The organism is Halomonas halodenitrificans DSM 735, from assembly GCF_000620045.1.
Lineage (GTDB): Bacteria > Pseudomonadota > Gammaproteobacteria > Pseudomonadales > Halomonadaceae > Halomonas > Halomonas halodenitrificans.
Window position 1 is genome coordinate 13,792 of the sequence record NZ_JHVH01000001.1, and the last position, 18,893, is coordinate 32,684.

Annotated in this window: 17 protein-coding genes and 1 pseudogene; 8 read left to right on the plus strand and 10 right to left on the minus strand. The window is 65.0% G+C overall.

From position 1 onward, the window contains the following. The first annotated feature begins 81 nt into the window (after positions 1 to 81). Genes Q358_RS0100090 through Q358_RS0100115 form a run of 6 tightly spaced genes read left to right on the plus strand, consistent with a single transcriptional unit; the run spans position 82 to position 5,920 of the window. Positions 82 to 2,913, plus strand: a complete 2,832-nt coding sequence (locus Q358_RS0100090; RefSeq protein ID WP_027960176.1) for a monovalent cation/H+ antiporter subunit A — start codon at positions 82 to 84, stop codon at positions 2,911 to 2,913. After that, entirely contained in the window at positions 2,913 to 3,257 is a 345-nt protein-coding gene (locus Q358_RS0100095; protein WP_027960177.1) for a Na+/H+ antiporter subunit C, read from the plus strand. Before Q358_RS0100090 ends, Q358_RS0100095 begins: the two co-directional genes overlap by 1 nt. Then, entirely contained in the window at positions 3,254 to 4,762 is a 1,509-nt protein-coding gene (locus Q358_RS0100100) for a monovalent cation/H+ antiporter subunit D (protein WP_027960178.1), read from the plus strand. The genes Q358_RS0100095 and Q358_RS0100100 overlap by 4 nt, the downstream gene beginning before the upstream one ends. Then, positions 4,759 to 5,253 carry a Na+/H+ antiporter subunit E gene (locus Q358_RS0100105; RefSeq protein ID WP_027960179.1) on the plus strand — a complete coding sequence of 165 codons (495 nt, stop codon included), beginning with the start codon at positions 4,759 to 4,761 and terminating at the stop codon, positions 5,251 to 5,253. Before Q358_RS0100100 ends, Q358_RS0100105 begins: the two co-directional genes overlap by 4 nt. Then, a complete protein-coding gene (locus Q358_RS0100110) occupies positions 5,250 to 5,519 on the plus strand; it encodes a K+/H+ antiporter subunit F (RefSeq protein ID WP_027960180.1) in 270 nt (89 codons plus the stop codon). Before Q358_RS0100105 ends, Q358_RS0100110 begins: the two co-directional genes overlap by 4 nt. 8 nt (positions 5,520 to 5,527) lie before the next feature. Beyond that, complete coding sequence (locus Q358_RS0100115; RefSeq protein ID WP_027960181.1) at positions 5,528 to 5,920, plus strand: Na+/H+ antiporter subunit G; 393 nt, start codon at positions 5,528 to 5,530, stop codon at positions 5,918 to 5,920. 26 nt (positions 5,921 to 5,946) lie between these two features. Here Q358_RS0100115 and hemH read toward each other — a convergent pair whose 3' ends face one another. Next, a complete protein-coding gene (gene hemH, locus Q358_RS0100120) occupies positions 5,947 to 7,035 on the minus strand; it encodes a ferrochelatase (RefSeq protein ID WP_169735495.1) in 1,089 nt (362 codons plus the stop codon). Positions 7,036 to 7,253: 218 nt separating this feature from the next. On the opposite strand from hemH, the pseudogene Q358_RS16200 reads away from it, so the two are divergent. Beyond that, positions 7,254 to 7,478: pseudogene (locus Q358_RS16200) on the plus strand (DCC1-like thiol-disulfide oxidoreductase family protein); the annotation flags it as partial. A gap of 25 nt (positions 7,479 to 7,503) precedes the next feature. On the opposite strand, the gene Q358_RS0100135 reads toward Q358_RS16200, so the two are convergent. The 7 genes from Q358_RS0100135 to rpsF all read right to left on the minus strand — a co-directional run bounded on the left by Q358_RS0100135 (position 7,504) and on the right by rpsF (position 13,302). Further along, the gene (locus Q358_RS0100135) at positions 7,504 to 7,806 is read right to left on the minus strand and encodes a DUF6482 family protein (RefSeq protein WP_027960183.1); all 303 of its coding nucleotides are present in this window, start codon (positions 7,804 to 7,806) and stop codon (positions 7,504 to 7,506) included. Positions 7,807 to 7,922: 116 nt separating this feature from the next. Beyond that, positions 7,923 to 8,216, minus strand: a complete 294-nt coding sequence (locus Q358_RS0100140; protein ID WP_027960184.1) for a hypothetical protein — start codon at positions 8,214 to 8,216, stop codon at positions 7,923 to 7,925. Positions 8,217 to 8,295: 79 nt separating this feature from the next. Beyond that, complete coding sequence (gene dnaB / locus Q358_RS0100145; RefSeq protein WP_027960185.1) at positions 8,296 to 11,187, minus strand: replicative DNA helicase; 2,892 nt, start codon at positions 11,185 to 11,187, stop codon at positions 8,296 to 8,298. 144 nt (positions 11,188 to 11,331) lie between these two features. Further along, the gene (gene rplI / locus Q358_RS0100150; RefSeq protein WP_027960186.1) at positions 11,332 to 11,778 is read right to left on the minus strand and encodes a 50S ribosomal protein L9; all 447 of its coding nucleotides are present in this window, start codon (positions 11,776 to 11,778) and stop codon (positions 11,332 to 11,334) included. 15 nt (positions 11,779 to 11,793) lie between these two features. Next, entirely contained in the window at positions 11,794 to 12,645 is an 852-nt protein-coding gene (locus Q358_RS0100155) for a hypothetical protein (RefSeq protein ID WP_027960187.1), read from the minus strand. A 12-nt stretch (positions 12,646 to 12,657) separates the two neighbouring features. Then, positions 12,658 to 12,885 (minus strand): 30S ribosomal protein S18, encoded by a 228-nt coding sequence (gene rpsR / locus Q358_RS0100160; protein WP_027960188.1) that lies wholly within the window; start codon positions 12,883 to 12,885, stop codon positions 12,658 to 12,660. Between the two features lie 33 nt (positions 12,886 to 12,918). Continuing rightward, positions 12,919 to 13,302 (minus strand): 30S ribosomal protein S6, encoded by a 384-nt coding sequence (gene rpsF / locus Q358_RS0100165; protein WP_027960189.1) that lies wholly within the window; start codon positions 13,300 to 13,302, stop codon positions 12,919 to 12,921. 625 nt (positions 13,303 to 13,927) lie between these two features. Between rpsF and Q358_RS0100170 the strand changes: the two genes are divergently transcribed. After that, a complete protein-coding gene (locus Q358_RS0100170) occupies positions 13,928 to 15,307 on the plus strand; it encodes an NAD(P)-binding domain-containing protein (RefSeq protein ID WP_027960190.1) in 1,380 nt (459 codons plus the stop codon). Positions 15,308 to 15,376: 69 nt separating this feature from the next. Here Q358_RS0100170 and rlmB read toward each other — a convergent pair whose 3' ends face one another. Further along, positions 15,377 to 16,186 (minus strand): 23S rRNA (guanosine(2251)-2'-O)-methyltransferase RlmB, encoded by an 810-nt coding sequence (gene rlmB / locus Q358_RS0100175; RefSeq protein WP_027960191.1) that lies wholly within the window; start codon positions 16,184 to 16,186, stop codon positions 15,377 to 15,379. 53 nt (positions 16,187 to 16,239) lie between these two features. Then, positions 16,240 to 18,690 (minus strand): ribonuclease R, encoded by a 2,451-nt coding sequence (gene rnr / locus Q358_RS0100180; protein WP_027960192.1) that lies wholly within the window; start codon positions 18,688 to 18,690, stop codon positions 16,240 to 16,242. Positions 18,691 to 18,893: the final 203 nt, after the last annotated feature.

Genomic DNA, 18,893 nt, shown 5'->3' on the forward strand with positions numbered 1-18,893 from the left:
CCGACGTCGCTTGCATCCTTCCTCCCAGCAGGCATCCTGCGTCCCTCCTTCTCACTTTATAATTCGCAGGATGAGCGATCGATGACACTGATGTGGATAGCCCTGCTGCCGCTGATGGGCATGCTGGTGCCGATGGTCACCGCCGGCCGCGGACGGCTTATCTGTTCCGTGGCCACGGCCGTCCTCCCGGCCCTGGCCCTGCTGCTGATGCTGGCCCAGTTGCCGACCCTCTCCGCCGGCGAGGCCCTGCGCACCTCCGCCGACTGGATCCCCAGCCTGGGGCTCGAGCTGGCCTTCCGCCTGGACGGCCTCTCGGCGCTCTTCAACCTGCTGATCCTGGGCATCGGCCTGCTGATCCTGCTCTATGCCCACTTCTATCTCTCGCCGGAGGAACCCTTCGGGCGTTTCTATGCCTATCTGATCCTGTTCATGGCTTCCATGGTCGGCATCGTGATGGCCGACAACCTGATTCTGCTGTGGCTTTACTGGGAGCTGACCAGCCTCTCGTCCTTCCTGCTGATCGGCTTCTGGTCCCATCGCAGCGATGCTCGCAAGGGGGCACGCATGGCGCTGACCGTGACCGGTGCGGGCGGCCTGGCGCTTCTCGCCGGCCTGCTGCTGCTGGGCGACATGGTGGGCAGCTACGCCATGGACGACGTGCTGGCCGGCGGCGAGATGATACTCGCCGATCCGCGTTACCCGATCATGCTGACCCTCATATTGCTCGGGGCCTTCACCAAGTCGGCCCAGTTTCCCTTTCAGTTCTGGCTGCCCCACGCCATGGCGGCGCCCACGCCGGTCTCGGCCTATCTGCACTCGGCCACCATGGTCAAGGCGGGCATCTTCCTGATGGCACGCCTGCACCCGGCCATCGCCGGCAGCGAGCTATGGTCGGCGATCGTCTCCCTGGTGGGCATGGCCACCATGCTCTACGGCGCCTGGTTTGCCCTGGTCAAGACCGACCTCAAGGGCATCCTGGCCTTCTCCACAGTCAGCCACCTGGGCCTGATCACCGTGCTGCTGGGCATCGGCAGCCCCATGGCGGTGCTGGGCGCGCTGTTCCATATCCTCAACCACGCCACCTTCAAGGCGGCGCTGTTCATGAGCGCCGGGATCATCGACCACGAGACCGGCACCCGCGAGCTCGGCCGCCTGGGCGGCCTCAGGCGAGCCATGCCGGTGACGGCGTTGCTGACCAGCGTGGCGGGGGCCGCCATGGCCGGGGTGCCACTGCTCAACGGCTTCATCTCCAAGGAGATGTTCTTCACCGAGACCCTGGAGACGCCGGTGTTGGCCGGACTCAGCTGGATGCTTCCGGTACTCGCCGCCCTGGGCGGCATCCTCTCGGTGGCCTATTCGCTGCGCCTGGTCCACGCGGTATTCTTCAAGCCCGCCAAGGCAGGCCCGCCCAAGTCGCCCCATGAGCCGCCCTGGCTGATGCGTGCACCGGTGGAACTGCTGGTGACGCTTTGCGTGCTCGTGGGCCTGGCACCCGTGCTGGCCGAAGGCCTGCTGGGCCTGGCCGTGGAAGCGGTGCTGGGCGAGCCCTTCGACTTTCACCTGGCCATCTGGCATGGCCTCAACCTGCCGCTGGCGATGAGCGCCCTGGCCCTTGTCGCCGGGGTCACGGCCTACTGGCGGCATGCCGACCTCCGCCACTTCCACCGCGGCTTCAGTCCGGTGGATGCCCGCCTCGTATTCGAGGCCGCCCTGCAGCGCCTGGGCAACGGGTCAGAGCGCAGCCTGAAGCGCTTCGACGGGGGTTCCCTTCAGCGCTACATGACCTGGCTGCTGTTCGCCACCCTGGTCATGGGGGGGCTGGGACTCGCCCGCATCAGTGGCCTGACCGGTTCGCTGGGCAACCAGCCCGTCGACGGCGTCGTCCTGCTGGGCGCCGCCTTGCTGGTGTTCAGCGGCATCGCCACCGCGGTGACTCACCGCTTTCGCCTGATCTCTCTGATCATGCTCTCGGTGGTGGGTCTGGTCGTCTCGCTGACCTTCGCCCGCTTCTCGGCCCCGGACCTGGCACTGACCCAGCTCTCGGTCGAGGTGGTGACGATGATTCTGCTGATGCTGGCGCTGTTCTTCCTGCCCCAGAAGACCCCTACCGAGTCTTCCAACCGCCGCAACCTGCGCGATGTCGTGCTGGCCGGCAGCCTCGGCCTGGTGATCGCCAGCCTCAACTATGCGGTGCTGACCCGTGACAACACTCCCATCTCGGGTTTCTTCATGGAGAACAGCGTACCGGGGGGTGGCGGTCATAACGTGGTCAACGTCATTCTGGTCGACTTCCGCGGCTTCGATACCCTGGGCGAGATCACCGTGCTGGCACTCGCCGGCCTGGCGATCTTCAAGCTGCTCAACCGCCTGCGGGTCTTCATGCCCCATAGCGACGGCGAGGGACGCGTCTGGTCGCCGGATCGCTATCCGGCAATCCTGACGTCCATTTCCATGGCTCTGCTGCCACTGGCCCTGCTGGTCTCCGCCTTTATATTCCTGCGCGGCCACAACCAGCCCGGCGGCGGCTTTATCGCCGGCCTCGTCACCGCCGTGGCACTGATTCTGCTCTACATGGCTCGCGGCGTGGAGTGGAGCCAGCAGCGCCTCGACTTCCCCTATCAACCGGTCGCGGTGGCCGGGGTCGGCATCGCCACCCTCACGGGCCTGGGCAGCTGGTTGTTCGGCCATCCTTTCCTGACCTCGGCCTTCGGCCACTTCCACCTGCCGCTGGTGGGCGATTTCGAGCTGGCCACCGCCATGCTGTTCGACCTCGGGGTCTATCTCGCCGTGGTCGGCGCCACCCTGATGATCCTGGCCAACCTGGGCAAGGTCACCACCGTTCATCGCCCCAGCAAGGAGCCGAGCTCCGGGGCCGACGCTTCCCCCGAACGCCCTCGCAAGGAGACCACCTGATGGAAAGCCTCTACGCCATCACCACCGGCGTTCTGACTGCCTGTGGGCTCTACCTGATCCTGCGTTCACGAACCTTCCCCGTCGTGGTGGGCCTGACCCTGCTCTCCTATGCGGTGAACCTCTTCCTGTTCTCCATGGGAGGGCTGACCACCGACGGCGCGGCCCTGGTCAACGGCGCCAGAGACTATGCAGACCCCCTGCCCCAGGCGCTGGTGCTGACCGCCATCGTCATCGGCTTCGCCATGACCGCCTTCGTGGTGATCCTGGCAATGCGCGCGCGCAGCGAGGCGGGCAACGATCACGTCGACGGCCGCAAGCATGAAGCCGGGGAGGGTCGCCGATGAATGCTCATCTGATCGTTCTGCCGGTGGTGCTGCCACTGGTGGCGGGCATCCTGCTGCTGTTTCAGCGTCAGGGCAGTGTCCGCCTGAAACGCCTGATCGGCGTCGCTACCACCCTCGCCCTCCTGCTGGTGGGCATCGGCCTGGTGGCACGCGCCGCCGGCGGCGAGGTGATCTACTACGCCCTGGGTGACTGGCAACCACCCTTCGGCATCGTGCTGGTGCTCGACCGGCTCTCGGCGCTGATGGTGCTGCTCACCGCACTCCTGGCGCTGGGCGCCGTGGTGTTCGCCTGTGCCGGCGACGATGAACGGGGCAGCAACTTTCATGGCCTCTTCCAGTGGCAGCTGATGGGGATCAACGGTGCCTTCCTGACCGGCGACCTGTTCAACTTGTTCGTGTTCTTCGAGGTCCTGCTGCTTGCCTCCTATGCGCTGCTGCTGCACGGCGGCGGCAAGGACCGGATCATGTCCGGGGTTCACTATGTGGCGCTCAACCTGGCGGGGTCATCGCTGTTCCTGATCAGCGTCGGCATTCTCTATGGCGCCACCGGTACCCTCAACATGGCCGACATGGCCGTACGGCTGGCCGACCTGCCCGCCGAACGCGAGGGGCTGGTGGTGGCCGGCGCCCTGATGCTGCTGGTGGTATTCGGCCTCAAGGCCGCCATCCTGCCGCTCTATTTCTGGCTGCCCAGGGCCTATGCCGCGGCACCGGCGCCGGTAGCCGCGTTGTTTGCCATCATGACCAAGATAGGAATCTACGCCATCCTGCGGGTCTACTCGTTGATATTCGGCGACGGCGCCGGCCCCCTGGCCGACCTCGAACAAGGCTGGGTATGGTGGCTGTCGCTGGGCACGCTCGTGGCCGCCGCGACAGGCGTGCTGGCCGCCCGCGACCTGCGCCTGCTGGTGGCCTATCTGGTACTGGTCTCGGTGGGCACCCTGCTGGCGGGGATCGGCATCGGCACCCCTGCGGCGGTCTCCGCCCTGCTCTACTATCTGATTCATACCACCCTGATTACCGGCGGGCTCTTCCTGCTCGCCGAGATGATCGGGGCCCAGCGTGGCAAGGCCGGTACCCGCCTGGTCAAGGGGCGTCCACTGCGCCAGGGGGGCTGGCTGGCCGTGATGTTCTTCGTTGGCGCCATCGCCGTGGCCGGCATGCCACCGCTGTCGGGCGCCATCGGCAAGGCCCTGTTGATGGCCACCGCCGAGGGCGGGCAGCGCGCCTGGCTATGGCCGCTTCTGCTGCTCAGCGGCCTGGCGGCCATCATTGCGCTGTCACGGGCGGGCTCGACCCTGTTCTGGCGCAGCACCGGCGAGGCGGATGGCCAGCGCCTGCCCTATCGCCAATGGTTCGGCGTCGCCTGGCTGATCGGGGCGGCACCGCTGCTGGTGGCCCTGGCCGGCCCGCTGGTCGAGTACACCGATGCCACCGCCGAGCAGCTGGCCCACCCCGGCGTCATGACCCGGGCCCTGCTGAACAACGAGGGAGATGTCCCATGATTCAGCCGCGTTCCTGGCTGCCCACCCCCCTGCTGTCGATCCTGCTGCTGATCGTCTGGCTACTGATGGTACGCAGCCTCGCCTTCGGCCATTTCCTGCTGGGCGGTGCCCTGGCGGTGGCAATCCCCCTGGCGACCCACCGCTTCTGGGATGCCCAGCCGCATATACAGAAACCCGGGCTGCTGCTGCGCTTCACGCTGCGCCTGCTCGGCGACATCGTGATCGCCAACCTGCATGTTGCCTGGTTGATCATCAACCCCTGGCGGCGCATGCGCCCGCACTTCATCGAGTACCCACTGATGCTGGAGGACCGCTTCACCATCACCCTGCTGGCCAACACCATCAGCCTGACCCCGGGTACGGTGTCGACCAATCTGCGCCTGGATGGCAGATCGCTGCTGATTCACGCCCTCGACGTGGAGGATGATGACGCCCTGGTCACAACCATTCGAGAGCGTTACGAGCGGCCGCTGAAGGAGATTTATGAATGATTGAGGTTGCACTCTGGATCAGCCTGGCCCTGGTCGTGGCGGCCATGGCACTCAACGTCTATCGACTGACCATCGGCCCGGACATGCCCGACCGCCTGCTGGCGCTGGATACCATGTATATCAACTCCATCGCCCTGATCGTGCTGCTGGGGCTGTGGCTCGATACCAAGACCTACTTCGAGTCGGCGCTGTTGATCGCCATGCTCGGCTTCATCAGTACCGTGGCGGTGTGCAAGTACCTGCTGCGCGGCGACATCATCGAATAGGAGGCGCCATGACACTGCATGTCATTCTCGAGGGGGTCATCTCCCTGCTGCTGGTCGCCGGCGGGGCCTTCGTGTTTATCGGTTCCCTGGGCATGGCCCACCTGCGCGACTTCTACATGCGCCTGCACGGCCCCACCAAGGCCACGACCCTGGGGATCGGCTGCATGCTGGTCGCCTCGATGCTCTATTTCTGGGGCACCGAGGGCAAGCCCGATATTCAGGAAATGCTGATTACCCTGTTCCTGTTTATCACCGCGCCGGTGAGTGCCCACCTGCTGGCCAAGACGGCCCTCCACCTGCGCATAAAATACGTGGAAAAGACCGCCGGCCGACCGATCGAGCTGCGTCCCGAAGAGCTCGGCGAGAAGCCGGTACCCCACCCCGACCGCGCCCACGACTGACTCGTCGCAGGCCCGCCATGGCGGGCCTATACCCAGCCTTGCAGTTCATTGTCGATAATCGACAACAGGGCGGCGATATGGTCGTCACGCGTGTTGAGGCAGGGTACGTAGGTAAAGGTCTCGCCGCCGGCCTCGAGGAAGGCGTCACGAATCTCCTCCTGGATCTCCTCCAGGGTCTCGACGCAGTCGGCGGAGAACGCCGGAGACACCACGGCGATATGCTTCTTGCCCTGGCGGGCCAGCTCGGCGACATGCTCCACGGTAGCCGGCCCCACCCACTCCTCGGGGCCGAACTTCGACTGGAAGGCGGTCTGGATGGCATCGCCCTTCCAGCCCAGCGCTTCGCGCAGCAGGCGAGTGGTCTTCTGGCACTGGCAGTGGTAGGGATCGCCTTCCATCAAGAAGCGCTTGGGCACGCCATGGTAGGAGGCCACCAGCACCTCCGGCGGCGTCTCGGCGGCGCCGTAGGCGTCACGCACGCTGCCGGCCAGCGCCTGAATGTACTGCGGATGGTCGAAGTAGGCCGGCACGGTGCGAATCGCCGGCTGCCATTTCAGCTTCATCAGGGTTCGAAAGGCGTGATCGTTGGCCGTGGCGGTCGTCGGCGAGGCGTACTGGGGATACAGCGGGAAGAACAGGATCTTCTCGCAGCCCGCATCCTGCAGGCGGCGGAGCACGCTGTCCGTGGAGGGATTGCCGTAACGCATGGCGAAATCGACCATCACCTCGTCGCCGTGGCGCGCCGCCAGTCCATCGGCCACCCGGCGAGTCTGCTCCCGGGTGATGGTCAGCAGCGGGCTCTCGTCCTTCTCGGTGTTCCAGATCCCGCGGTAGGCCTCGCCGGACTTGAAGGGGCGACGCGAGAGAATGATCAACTGCAGCAACGGCTGCCATTTCCAGCTCGGGTAGTCCACCACCCGCTTGTCGGAGAGAAATTCACCGAGGTAGCGACGCATGGACCAGTAATCGGTGGCATCCGGGGTGCCCAGGTTGACCAACACCACCCCGACCCTGGCACGAGGAATCGACGGATGATCGTCCGGCGCATGGGCCAGGCGCCCGCTGCCGGCGGGGTCCATGCCGGGATGGGCCGAATCCTGGGGCGTGGTGGTCATGGGCGTGCTCCTTGATCGATACACAGGGTGGATAAAGATGAAGCTAGTGTATCAGGCCCCTCGCAGCGGCGGCGATCAGATTGTACTATCAATATAATTTGTACAACCTGAGGTAAGGATATGCCCCATCCTCTCATGCTCGGCGACCAGCTCGACCCGGCGCTTCACAGTCTCCGCGACCTGCCCGTCAACGCGGTGGTGCCGCACCGCTCGGCCGCAGCGTTGCGGCGATGATGGGCCGGCTGCACGTGCGCGACGCGGACGGTCGCTGGTTCGTGGGAATGGACGCCAGCCGTGCCCTCTACGCGGTGCTGGGCTATCGACGGCTGGTCTGGATGAGCACCCTGCCAGGGGTCGGCGGGCTGATGGATGCGGGGTACCGGTGGTTAGCCCGCCGTCGTCTGCGTCTGGGACGCTGGCTGGAACGGCGGGAGAAGGAGTGACGCGGGCCCTGTTCGCGAGGGCGGCTCAGAACACCAGCGGCATGCGTGAGGCCAAGGGCTCCTGATAGTGGGTTTCGCGGCCGACCACCTCATCATGGGGCACTTGCTGCACCAGGTAGGCGCGATGGATACCGGCACGCTTGAGCTCCCCGTAGACGTCTTCCAGCGAGCGGAAGAGCACCGGCTTGCCTCGACGAGTCAGCATATGGCGCTGGCCCTCGATATCTTCCAGTTCTACCTGATAGAAGCGGCTGCCGGCATGGCCGATGACGCGAATCTCGTAGTTGTCGTGATGGGCCGCGAAGGCCTTGAGATCGTGGAATTCCATGGATCCCTCCAGCGTTTATTGTGATGTCGATTCCTGGCAGCCTGCCTCACAGAGATGACAATCTGATGACGGCTGCGTCCTGGTAAGACATCAAACACCCTGAAGGGTTCCACAAGTCATTGATAATCGGAGGGATCGATGGCCTTGCCCAGGGAGTTGCGGTCCACCCACTTGCCGGCCTTGGTCTCCTTGTAGCGAAACACCACCCGGTCGCCGATGGCCACCGGCAGTTCGGCATCCTCGGTCTGGTAGCTGTAAGTCTCGCCCTCGACTACCAGCTGGTAACGGTAGAGGTCGGGCATGCCCAACCACTCCTTGAAGGGGCCTTCACGCTCCGCGGACTGGAGTTCACCGCGCGCCTCCAGTTTGGGGGTACGCTGACGATTACCGCGCCGAAATCCACCTGCCATGCTGCCTCCTGGCTATGCTCGTTGGAAGGATGCGCATTATACGGGCCCACCGTCCCGGCTCAACCCGCGGCACCAACGCCTATTGGCCGAAACCGTCGCCGTAGCTGTCCGGCGCCAGGTCCTCGAAGCGAGTGTAGCGGCCGATGAATGCCATGTGTACCGCGCCGATGGGACCGTTACGCTGCTTGCCGATGATCAGCTCGGCGAGCCCCTGGTTGTCGGGGTTATCGGGATTGTAGACCTCGTCGCGGTAGACGAAGGCGATCACGTCCGCATCCTGTTCGATGGCGCCACTCTCGCGAAGGTCCGACATCACCGGGCGCTTGTTGGGCCGCTGCTCGAGGGAGCGGTTAAGCTGGGAGAGCGCCACCACCGGGCAGCCGAATTCCTTGGCCAAGCCCTTGAGCGAGCGAGAGATCTCGGAAATTTCGCCGGTGCGGTTCTCGGAAAAGCCCGGTATCTGCATGAGCTGCAGATAATCGATCATGACCAGCCCGACATTGCCATGCTCCCGCACCAGGCGCCGAATGCGCGAGCGCATCTCATTGGGCGACAATGCCGCGGTATCATCGATAAACAGCTGCTTGTCCTTGAGCAGGTTCACCGCCGAGGTCAACCGTGGCCAGTCCTCGTCCTCCAGCTGGCCGGTACGCACCCGCGTCTGGTCGATGCGACCCAGCGAGGAGAGCATGCGCAACATCAGGGCATCGGCCGGCATCTCCATGGAGAACACCATAACCGGCTTTTCACTGGAGATAACCGCATGTTCGACCATATTCATGGCGAATGTCGTGTTGTGGACACAGACATCCTCGGCCACGAAGTTGTGGGTCCCCTCCACGGTCAAATCGTAGACCTGCCGTCGTCCCAACGGTACGACCTCGACGATCTCGTCCCAGTAGAGGTCCGAGTCGGCCAGGTTCGCCAGGTACTCATCCTCCAGTATCTCGGCAAGCTCCGCCGCTCGAGCACGGGACAGGCAGCGCTCGCTGCGGCCGGCAAGATGCAGATTGCTGCCCTCAGGCAGCGCGTACCCGGCCGCTTCGAACAGGTGGCGCCAGGAGCGCCCTCCTCTGGCCGCCTGCACATAACGATTCACCGAGCACGGCAGGCTGTCGCGATTGCTGTGACGGCGCTTGCCCGCCAGACAGGCCGTGACTTCGGCGAGCCGAGACTCCTTCCCGAAGATTCCGATCTCGTCGGCAAAGGCCTCGAGGCTGGCACGGTCGAGAACTTCCAGCTCCCAGGGCAGGCAGGAGGGGCTGGCATGGGCGTGTGCCTTCTCCCGCACCTTGGCCAGGATGCCGAAGCGTAGCAGCAGATGCTGCACCTCTCGGATCAGCTCGCGGCTGGAGGAGGCGTAGCTGACTCTGGCCTGGCCATTGGCTTGCACGAAGGCGCTGCCGTCGCAGGCGAATAGGCGGCTGAGGAAGAGTGCCAGCAACGGTTTCTCCAGCCGGAAAACGCCGGGAGGAATCCGCTTGCCGGTGGCCTTTATCCCCCAGACACCATGGGTTTCCAGGAAGCGCCGCATCGGACTGGTGGCGTTCTTCGCCGCCTGGGCGTAGTCGGGCACGTCGAGCCCGGCCGGCGACACCTCCAGCACATGGCAGAGCCGCCCGAAGGTCGCTTCGGCGGGCATGGACCGGCCATGGCACCAGGCGCTGACCGCCGCCTTGCTGACGCTGAGCGCCCCCGCCAGTGCCTCCCCGCTCATCCCGCCCCGAACCAGGGCCCCGCGAAGCGCCTTGCCGAAGGCCTGGCGCATCGAGGCCAGGGCCTGGGAGTCACGACTCACACGCAGGGTCGGTGTGCGACCGACGCTTTCCACCGGCCGACACACCAGGCCGGGGAAGGCCGCTACCGCCTCGGCAAACTCCTCGCGCAGGCGTGGGTCGGCATTGGTGAACAAGGCATTCGACTGAGTCGTGCCACCATCCCCAAGCATGTAGGCCAGCACCTTGATCTGGTGCTCGGGCAAGCGCTCTCGACCAAAGACCGGCAGGCGCCTCGGCACGGCCACACGCTCCCCCACCTCAAGGCGCTCCAGCGGCTGCCAGCCATCACCGGTCAGAAAGGGATGCGTCAGGGTCGTACAGATCTCACGACCCAGCGCGGTACGCACTCGAAACACCGGTTTCCGGCCGTCATCCACGAAGGCACTGGCCCGGGAAGGCGCCAGGCGAAACGTATCATCTAGCGTCAGCAGATCGGCCCGCTGGCGGGCCACCAGCTCATCGATGGTCACCAGCGCCCCGCTCGCCGGGTCCACCAACCGGGAGCCGGTCATGATGCACTTGCCCATGGAGGGACGTCCGGCGATGATCACCAGGTCCGAGGGCTGCAGGCCCGAGGTCATCTCGTCCAGGTCGCGAAAGCCGGTGGACAGCCCCGTCATCTCGCCCTGCATGTTGAACAGCTCGTCGATGCGATCCACCGCCTTGGCGAGCAGCTCGCTCATGCCCACCGGCCCTCCCGACTTGGGCCGTTCCTCGCTGATCTGGAACACCAGCCGCTCGGCCTCATCGACCAGCTCATCCGCCGGCCGGCCCTGGGGACTGAAGGCGCCATCGGCAATCTGGCTGGAGGCGCGAATCAGCTTGCGCAGGGTCGCCCGCTCGCGAACGATATCGGCGTAGGCACGGATGTTGCTGGCGGAAGGCGTGTTGCGGGCCAGTTCGGCGAGGGTGGCCAGGCCACCCACGGTATCCAGCTGGTCGCGCCCCTCCAGCGCCTCGGAGAGGGTCACCACGTCCAGCGGCCGCGCCGACTCGGCCAGCTCGGCCATGACGTTGAAGATCAGTCGGTGTTCGTAGCGGTAGAAGTCGTCGGCTACCAGGCGGTCGGCGACATTGTCCCAGGCCTGGTTGTCGAGCATCAGCCCGCCCAGCACCGACTGCTCCGCCTCCATGGAGTGAGGCGGCACCTTGAGGGCGGCGGTTTCCTGGTCGTGCTCGAGCATCTCTGACATGGCAATGATTCACCCTGGGCGTGGCGGGGGCATCATTCTACCTCAGACGAGCGGTGGGCCCCATGGCTCGATGACCAGGTACCAACGCAACGAGGGGCGCGAGGATCTCTCCTCGCGCCCCTCGTCGGAAGCGGCCGCCGTGACTTACTCGGCCACGACTACCACGCGCACGGTGGCGTCGACTTCGGCATGCAGGCGCAGCTGAATGTCGTACTCGCCGGTGGCACGGATCGGCCCCTCCGGCATGCGCACTTCGCTCTTGGAGACATCGATGCCGGCGGACGCGATGGCATCGGCCAGGTCCCGCGGCCCGATGGAGCCGAACAGCTTGCCCTCGTCACCGGACTTGGCCACCAGGGAAAGCTCGATCTCGTTGAGCTGGGCGGCGCGCTCTTCGGCCTCGCCCTTACGCTCGGCGGCCTGGGCCTCGAGTTCGGCACGCTGGGCCTCGAAGGCCTCGATGTTGTCCTTGGTGGCCGGCACGGCGAGGCCGTAGGGCACCAGGTAATTGCGGCCATAGCCGGGCTTGACGGTGACCTGGTCACCCAGGCCGCCCAGCTTGCCAATATTGTCGAGCAGAATGACTTCCATCTCGTAAACCTCTTGTCAGTTGCGACTGGCCAGGCGCTCGCGGATATTGGCGAAGGCGTCGATAAGGGCCAGCAACAGCACGATCAGAATCATGGGCCAGGTGGTGATCAGCAGCAGATAGAAGGCGACCAGCCACAGCCCGTTCATCCCTTTAAGTCCGATAAAACCATGCACCAGGGCGATGCCGGCGACCAGTAGCGGTATCCATAGAAGCATACCCAGGCCAGGCAGCTCCAGAACGGCACCGATTACCCCGACCACGACCAGCACGGCGAGCTCACGCGGCGTCAGACGCAGGGCGTGAAACTCCTCGCGAAAGCCCCCCGGGTTATAGAGCCCTGCCTGCCAGCTGCGCGCCAGGGCCAGACAGCCCACGGCGGCAATCAGCACGATGAGCCCGGTAACCCCGCCGATCAGCAGGCTCGCCAGCTGCTCGGTATCCACCCCCTGGCTACCCAGATCACTGAGCAGACGCTCTACCTCGGGGGATGCCTGACGCAGCTGGTCGAGCATCTCCCCGGAGCCGCCGGGCGGTAGAAAGACGCCCAGCTGGATCAGTACGGCGCCAGCCAGGGCGCCGACGATCAACGCTTCGCTCCAGCGCAGGCGAGAGCGCAGCACCACCGCCATCAGCGTGACCAGCAGTACGCTGGCCAGCGGAATGACATCTCCCTGCATCCACCACCAGCCCGAGGGCACGGCGGCGGCCACGATCACCGGCAGCGCCGATGAAAGTCCCCGACGCAGCGTGACCAGGGCCGCGATGGCGGCCCCCAGCCAGAAGAGCCAGGGTATCAGGGTAGCCACGGCGGCCCCGGCGGTAGCGTAGGGCGTGCCGCGCATCACCCAGCGGGCGATCGTCAGCATCTTGCCGCGGACTTACTGGTGGCTATCGGAATAGGGCAGCAGAGCCAGGTAGCGCGAGCGCTTGACGGCAGTCGCCAGCTGGCGCTGATAGCGGGCCTTGGTACCGGTAATGCGGCTGGGAACGATCTTGCCGGTCTCGGTGATATAGGCCTTGAGGGTGTCCAGATCCTTGTAATCGATCTGCTTCACGCCCTCGGCGGTGAAACGGCAGAACTTACGGCGACGGAAAAAGCGTGCCATGTAAAGACTCCTTCAGACGTGCGATGGGGGTGATCAGGCGGACTCGGCGCGGGGCTTGTCGTCGCGAGGCTTCTCGTCGCGGCGTGCGCGCTTCTCTTCCACCGGCTTCATCATCGGCGAGGCTTCGGTGACCGCCTCATTGCAGCGCAGCACCAGGCTGCGAATGATGGCGTCGTTGAAGCGGAAGATGTTCTCGATCTCGTCGAGAGTCTCGCCGCTGCACTCGACGTTCATCAGCACGTAGTGAGCCTTGTGGATCTTGTTGATCGGGTAGGCCAGGTGACGACGGCCCCAATCCTCCAGGCGATGCACGGTGCCGCCGTTCTCGGTAACGAGGCCGGTGTAGCGCTCGACCATGGCCGGAACCTGCTCGCTCTGATCCGGATGGACCATGAACACGATTTCATAATGACGCATGGAATCTCCTTGCGGTTTGGCAGCTTCCTCGGGAGGTCTTGGGCTCCGGGGAAGCAAGGAGGTGATAGAAAAACACGAATGCCCGCTCGATGGACGAACGGGCGCAGGTATTCTAAGGAATGCCCCCCCACCTGGCAAGGCTTGATCGTCGTGCCACCGGCATCGCCCAGGACAAGCCCTGTCGCGCCGCCTTGTCGGATGACCGAAAACCGCGGATGGCCGGCAAGCGCCGACGACGCACCGTTCGAGTCGACCCCTGGGGCATATTTGACATAATGATCAAATATCCATATTTTGATAACGCGTAGTTATGGATTGCCCCGCTTTACCCGTGGCCGATACGCCACACTCGCACTGATCCTTCAGGCGAGCGATGCCATCTTGCCTCCGCCGCTGGCCTACACGGCCCCGGCACCAGAACGAGCAAATGACGCCATCAGAAGCCCTCGTCTCTTCATCATGAGGGGCCCCACCTCGGGTAACGGACTTTCGCCCTGGAGGCGAAGCCTGGAGTCGACATCATCTCCTGACGGGCAGCGGGCATCCATGCTTTCTGCCATCTCGATGCTCGACCCGGCCTCCCCCCTCGGCAGCGCCGTGGCGAGCCTCAACCACGGAGCCATTCATGACCCAACGTGTTGCCATTATCGGCGCCGGCCCCAGCGGCCTGGCACAGCTGCGAGCCTTCCAGTCAGCCTTCGAGCAGGGGGCCGACACCGTTGAGCTGGTCTGCTACGAAAAACAAAGCGACTGGGGAGGCCAATGGAACTACACCTGGCGCACCGGCATTGATGCCAATGGCGAGCCCGTGCACAGCAGCATGTACCGCTACCTGTGGTCCAATGGCCCCAAGGAATGCCTGGAATTTGCCGACTACAGCTTCGAAGAGCACTTCGGCAAGCCGATCGCCTCCTATCCGCCCCGTGCCGTGTTGTGGGATTACATCAAGGGCCGCGTCGAGAAGGCCGGCGTACGCCAGTACATCCGCTTCAACTCCGCGGTCCGCGATGTGGCATACCGGGAAGAGGACGAAACCTTCCTGGTCACCGTGCATGACCACGACCGCGACGTGGTCGAGAGCCGGGTCTTCGATCATGTGGTGGTGGCCTCCGGCCACTTCTCCACGCCCAATGTGCCCGAGTTCGAGGGCTTCGAGGCCTTCAACGGCCGCATCCTGCATGCCCACGACTTCCGCGACGCCCTGGAGTTTCAGGGCAAGAACCTGCTGCTGGTAGGCAGCAGCTATTCCGCCGAGGATATCGGTTCACAGTGCTACAAGTATGGCGCGCGCAGCATTACCACCAGCTACCGCACCCGCCCCATGGGATTTGACTGGCCAGAGAACTGGGAAGAGAAGCCCCTGCTGCAGCGTGTCGACGGCAATACCGCCTATTTTGCCGACGGCAGCAGCAAGCAGGTGGATGCCATCATCCTGTGCACCGGCTACCTGCATCACTTTCCCTTCCTTCCCGATACCCTGCGCCTGCAGACCAATAATCGCCTGTGGCCGCTGGGGCTCTATCGTGGCGTCGCCTGGGAAGCCAATCCGAGGCTCTTCTACCTGGGCATGCAGGATCAGTGGTATACCTTCAACATGTTCGACGCCCAGGCCTGGTATGTGCGCGACCTCATCCTGGGGCGCACCGCCCTGCCCGACCGCGAGACCATGCAAGCCGACAGCCAGGCATGGCGGGCACGCGAAGAGGCCCTGGAAAGCGATGAGCAGATGATTCGGTTCCAGGGTGACTATGTGGCCAGCCTGATCGAGGCAACGGATTACCCGAGCTTCGATATCGAAGGAGTCAACCAGACCTTCCTCGAATGGGAAGCCCACAAGCACAAGGACATCATGACGTTCCGTGACAAGTCCTACCGCTCGCTGATGACCGGCACCCAGGCGCCGCGCCACCATACCCGCTGGCTGGATGCCATGGATGACTCGCTGGAATCCTTCCTCAATGCCCCCGCCAGGCATTCCGCCGCCACCGAGAACGCCGACAGCTGATCGTCAGACACCGTCAAAACCGCAGCGCCTGCCATATGGCAGGCGCTGCGGTTGCGCTTCCAGGAATGCTTAGCTCCCCGGCTTCGCCGCCCCCCGCTGGCGAACCACCTCGAAGAGGCCGACACCCGTGGCCACCGAGACATTGAGGCTGGAGACGCTGCCGGCCATGGGCAACTTGACCAGCTGGTCGCAGGCCTCCCGCGTCAGGCGGCGCATGCCCTTGCCCTCGGCCCCCATGACCAGGGCCGTGGGTCCGGTAAGATCGGCCTCGAACACCAGCGACTCCGCTTCACCGGCGGTACCCGTGACCCAGACACCCAGCGACTTGAGCCGCGCCAGGGCGCGGGCCAGGTTGGTGACTCGATAGACCGGCACGCTCTCGGCGGCGCCGCAGGCCACCTTGCGCACCGTGGCATTGAGCGGTGCGGCCTTGTCCTTGGGCACGATGACCCCATGCACCCCGGCGGCATCGGCACTGCGCAGGCAGGCGCCGAAGTTGTGCACGTCGGTGATGCCGTCGAGCACCAGCAGCAGCGGGGGCTCGGCATGGGGCCAGGCCTCGAGCCGGAACCACAATGCATTCTCGCCTTCGAACGCCAGCGGCGTAGCGAAGGCCGCGATGCCCTGATGAGCAGCCCCCTGGGCCAGACGGTCGAGCTCGTCTCGCGGACGCGACTGGATTCGGGCACCGCCACGACGGGCGGCCTCTACCAGATCGGACAGGCGCGTTCCCGCCTCGCCCTCCTGCACCCAGAGTTCGCGGGGCGTCTCCCCGCGCTCCATCAGCGCACGCACGGCATGAACGCCGAACACCGCCTCCAGGCCACCGGGCACGGCAGGCTTGCCAGCGGCAGGCCGCTGGGGTCGCTTATGCTTCATGTTTCTCGCTTCATCGCGGGGGATACGGCGGGCCCGAAGGCCCGCCCCAGAATTCAGCGCCGCGAGCGGCGCCGACGACTACTGCTTCGCTTGCGGCCATCATTTTTCTCGGACTGGGTACCCTTGCCCGACTTGTCTCCGCCATCGGAAGCACCGCCGCGGGCGCCATCGGCCTTGGGCGGCTTGCCGCCGGCACTCGCGCGCCCCTTGGCGGGGGCATCATCCACCGCTCGGCGGCGACGCGGCGTCCGCTTGGGACGCGGCTGATCGTCGGCCAGGGCGAAGTCGATCTTGCGATCATCCAGATCGACTCGCGCCACCTGGACGGTAACCCCATCGCCGAGGCGATAGCTCATGCCACTGCGCTCGCCCTTGAGACGGTGCTTCTCCGGCTCGTAGTGGTAATAGTCGGAAGGCAGTGATGTCACGTGAACCAGCCCTTCGACGAAGAACTCGTCGAGGCGCACGAAGATGCCGAACTGGGTCACCGAGGCGATGGTGCCGTCATATACCTCGCCGAGCTTGTCGGACATGAACTCGCACTTGAGCCAGTCCTCGACGTCGCGGGTGGCGTCGTCGGCGCGGCGCTCGGTCATCGAACTGTGCTCGCCGAGCTCGAGCATCTGCTCGAAGGTATAGGGGGCCCACTTGCTCGGCGGCTCGACGGGCGCCCCCTCGGCACGCAGCACGGTATTGGTCTGGCGCGGTCCACGAATCACCGAACGGATCGCACGGTGCACGATCAGGTCCGGATAACGGCGGATCGGCGAGGTGAAGTGCGCATAGGCCGGATAGGCCAGGCCGAAGTGGCCATCATTCTGGGGCGAGTAGATCGCCCGGCTCATGGAGCGCAGCATCACCGTCTGAATCACGTCGGCATCGGGGCGCCCCTTGATGGCCTCGGCCAGCTCGCGGTAGTCCTGGGGGCTCGGGTCATCGCCTCCCCCCAGCGACAGGCCCAGCTCGCTGAGAAACAGGCGCAGCTTGTCGAGACGCTCGGGCGAGGGCTGCTCGTGAATGCGATAGAGGGCCGGCAGATCATGCTTGTCGAGGAAGCGCGCCGTGGCCACGTTGGCCGCCAGCATGCATTCCTCGATGATCTTGTGGGCGTCGTTGCGCGAGCGGGGCACGATCTTCTCGATCTTGCGCTCGTCATTGAAGACGATCGCCGTCTCGGTGGTTTCGAAGTCGATGGCGCCCCGCTCCACCCGAGCCTCGCGCAGCAGTCGATAGAGAGAGTGAAGACTCTTCAGGGACGGTACCAGCTCGCGATACTCCTCGCGCAGGGCGTCCCCCTGCTCCCCCTCATCCTCGAGGATCGACGCCACCTTGTTATAGGTGAGGCGCGCATGAGACTGGAACACCGCCTCGTAGAACCGATAGCGACTGATGGCGCCGCTCTGGGAGATGTTCATCTCGCAGACCAGGGCGAGACGGTCGACCGCCGGATTGAGCGAGCAGAGCCCGTTGGAGAGCAGCTCGGGCAGCATCGGCACTACCTGCCCCGGGAAATAGACCGAGTTGCCGCGGCGTATCGCCTCCTGGTCCAGGGCGCTGCCGGGACGCACGTAGTGGGAGACGTCGGCGATGGCTACCAACAGCTTCCAGCTGCCGGACTTGGTCTTCCAGGCACAGACGGCGTCATCGAAGTCCTTGGCGCTCTCGTCGTCGATGGTCACCAGCGGCACGTCGCGCAGGTCGATGCGGCTATGCTTGTCTTCCTCGGCCACCTCGGCGGACATGCTGGCGATCTGGTCGTGGACCTCCGGCGGAAACTCGGCGGGGATCTCATAGCTACGGATGGCGATGTCGATTTCCATGCCGGGATCCATGCACTCGCCCAGCACCTCGATCACCTCGCCCACCGGCTGCACCCGGGTCTCGGGCTGCTTGACGATATGCGCCGAGACCACCTGACCATCCTTGGCCCCGCCACAGGCGCTGTGCGGGATGATCACTTCCTGGGTGATGCGCGGATTCTCGGGAATCAGTACGCCGAACTCGGGGGTGTTCTCGCGGTAGACGCCAACGATGGTCTGGGTGTTGCGTGCCAGCACCTCGGCGATGGTCGCCTCATCGCGGCCGCGACGATCGCGCCCACTGACGCGCACCAGCACGTGGTCACCGTGAAAGACGCGGCGCATCTGGCGTGGCGGCAGCACCAGGTCGGGCTTCTTGCCGTCGTCACGCAGCACGAACCCGAAACCGTCACGATGGCCAAGCACCTTGCCCTTGACCAGATCGAGCTTGTTGATCAGCGCATAGGCCCGCGCTCGGTTGCGCAGCACCTGGCCGTCGCGCTCCATGGCCGCCAGTCGGCGACGCACGGCCTCCTGCAGCTCCTCGTCCTCGAGCCCCAGCAACTGGCTCATCTTCTCATGGGTAATCGGCTTGCCGACATCCTCCAGGCGGGCTAGCAGGTACTCGCGGCTGGGGGCTGGCTTGTCATACTTGTGGGCTTCACGTTCCGCGTGCGGATCGTCGCTGAGCGTCCAGTGGGTCATGCGCGATGCATCCTTGGCAGGGTCGGAGACGACATGGGGGAGGAGGCGCTCGAGCGCCGCGGAAACGGGATATTGCCTTGGGGATTATTGATCATGCCAGCATTATAGCGCCGCAGGCGCGGCCACCCAACCTTGGCGAGCCACAGACGCCTGGAAAAAAGTTGCTTCCTCGTCACCCTACCCCTTGCAAAAAAGAACAATTC